This is a genomic window from Streptomyces sp. NPDC003697, from assembly GCF_053587115.1.
This window is the reverse complement of the sequence record NZ_JBSFNN010000167.1, coordinates 1-2,281: the sequence shown is the minus strand read 5'-3', so window position 1 is coordinate 2,281 and position 2,281 is coordinate 1. Positions and strand designations below refer to the sequence as shown.

The 2,281-nt window shown below is 70.8% G+C and carries 2 protein-coding genes; one reads left to right on the top strand and one right to left on the bottom strand.

Features of this window, described 5'->3' with window-relative positions; translation table 11 throughout:
* Nucleotides 1-376 precede the first annotated feature (376 nt).
* Entirely contained in the window at nt 377-655 is a 279-nt protein-coding gene (locus tag ACWDNY_RS31335; protein WP_451649194.1) for a GlsB/YeaQ/YmgE family stress response membrane protein, read from the bottom strand.
* A 332-nt stretch (nt 656-987) separates the two neighbouring features.
* On the opposite strand from ACWDNY_RS31335, the gene ACWDNY_RS31330 reads away from it, so the two are divergent.
* On the top strand, nt 988-2,190 hold the full coding sequence (locus ACWDNY_RS31330; protein WP_451649193.1) for a beta-1,3-glucanase family protein: 1,203 nt from the start codon (nt 988-990) through the stop codon (nt 2,188-2,190).
* The last annotated feature ends 91 nt before the right edge of the window (nt 2,191-2,281 follow it).

The window sequence follows — 2,281 nt, the reverse complement described above, 5'->3', positions numbered from 1 at the left end:
GGGACCTACCAGGCGACACAAGTCACCCTCTTCGATCAGGCCAACCGCCAGACCGATCCCGCGACCCCAGAGGGTCGCGCGCCGGTCGATACAGCGAGCCGGTCAGTTCGCAGGCCGGCCAGTTCGCAGGGCCCGGCCGCTCGCCGTGGTCGCCCCGGCCCGCCGGTCCACGCGCGGGCCGGAAGGCGGGCCGAAGGGTGCGTCGGTTTGCTCCGACCGGCCCTCGGGGCCACCCGGCCCGAGCAGTCCTTCGCCGACCCGAGGGCCCCGCCGGGAAAGGAACCGGACAGGCGTGTGGCCGGGCTGTTGGGGACAGCCCGGCCACACGTTCATCGGCTGCCCGGCCGTCGGGCCGGGCGAGTGCGCTCAACGCACCTCAGGCATGCCGGTGCGAGCGACGGTCACCGGTGACAAGGCGGTAGAGCACGAGCAGGATCAGCGAGCCGACGATCGCGGCGATCCACGTCGACAGGTCGAAGAAGCCGTCGATCGAGTCGACACCGAAGATGACCTTCCCCAGCCAGCCGCCGAGGAGCCCACCCGCGACACCGATCAGCATGGTGATGATGATGCCGCCCGGGTCCTTGCCCGGGAGGAGCATCTTGGCGATGGCGCCGGCCAGCAGGCCGATCAGGATCCAGGCGATGATGCCCACTGTTCCTCCACAATGCCTCGGAAGTGCGTTCCTCTTCCGGATGCGCGGGATCGGCGAGAACAAACCTGCGAGTTGGGAACGAGCCGTTCCGAGCCGTCCGCCCGCCTGACGGCCCCACGGCTTAAGGCAGCCTTAAGCGCAACTCAAGCGAGGGTCATCCTTGCCGACGACCATGAGTATTCCCAGGTCAGCGGGTGCTCGGGGACAAAACGGGCTGGTTGGCCCGTCTGCCGGTGCTGCGTAGCATCGGGGCCCGGCAACGACGTCGAGAGCGCTCTCAGTCGTTGCGCCACGACCCCACGCACGCCCGAGCACCAGGAGAGACCCCCCACATGACACCCCGTCACCAGCGCTCCGTCGGACGCCGCAAGCTCCTGTTCGCCCTCACGGGCGCGGCGGTGGCCGCCCCCGCCCTCGCCGCGCTCGCTCCGCACGCCCTCGCCGGCCAGACCGCGAGGAAGGGAACGGCCACGGCGGCGGGCGCGCTCCCGCTGACCGTCGTCAACGGCACCGGAGCCTTCGACAACGCCTCCGTCCACCTCTACGTCGTCGGCAACCAGGACGGCAGGCAGGTCCGGCTCACCCCGGACGGGACGCTCGCGCCGATCGCCGTGTCGGACAACGGCGCCGACGGCTTCACCGACTACGCGATCCCGCTCGCCGGCAGCGGCGAGACCCGGCTGAGCCTGCCGTACATGTCCGGCCGGATCTACGTCTCCCTCGGGCAGAAGCTGAAGCTCCGGGCGGTCACGGACGGCAACGGCAACGCCGCCCTGCAGTACCCGGCGGGCTGGGTGTCCTCGGACCCCAACTACCCCGTCCTGCACGACTGCGCGGAGTTCACGCACAACTCCTCGGGCATGTTCTGCAACACGACGATGGTGGACATGTTCAGCGTGCCGCTGAGCATCCGTCTGACGGGTGCCGCGGACCGGACGACCGGCACCGTCCGCGCCGGCGGGCGGGCGGCCGCGTTCGCCGCCCTCCGGCAGGTGGAGGCGTTCGCGCCGCTGGTGGTGGACGACACGCGTGTGATCGCCCCGGGCCACGGACTGGACGCGGGACTGTTCTCCAAGGACTACTTCGCCCCGTACGTCGACGAGGTCTGGAGCACCTTCACCGGCAGGGACCTGACGGTGGCCACGAACGCGGGCACGTTCACCGGCCGGGTCCGCGGCGGGAAGCTCACCTTCGCCGGCCCCGCCCAGGTGGCCTTCGACAAGCCCTCCACCCGGGACGTGCTCTTCTGCGACGGCGCCCTCGCCGCCCCCAACGACGGCACGACGGGGCCGGTCGCCGCCGTGCTCGGCGCCGGTTTCAACCGTTCGACCCTGCTCTCCGGCACCGCCCAGCCCGTCACCGACGCCGGCGCCTTCTACCGGACCGAGGTCACCAACCACTACGCGAAGGCGATGCACGCGGCGACCGAGGACGGCAGGGCCTACGGGTTCGCCTTCGACGACGTGGCGGACTTCGCCTCGTACATCCAGGACACGGCTCCCACAGGCATCAGGCTGACCCTCACCCCCTTCTAGTGCCGCGGCAGGCAACGTTTGCCCGTCAAGGAGTGGCGTCCGGTGCGTGCTCTCGGCGTGCCGGCCGGACGCCCTCGTACTGGATGTACTC

Coding starts and splice junctions, on each gene's coding strand:
- ACWDNY_RS31330 (WP_451649193.1), top strand. CDS start 988: ATGACACCCCGTCACCAGCGCTCCGTCGGACGCCGCAAGCTCCTGTTC.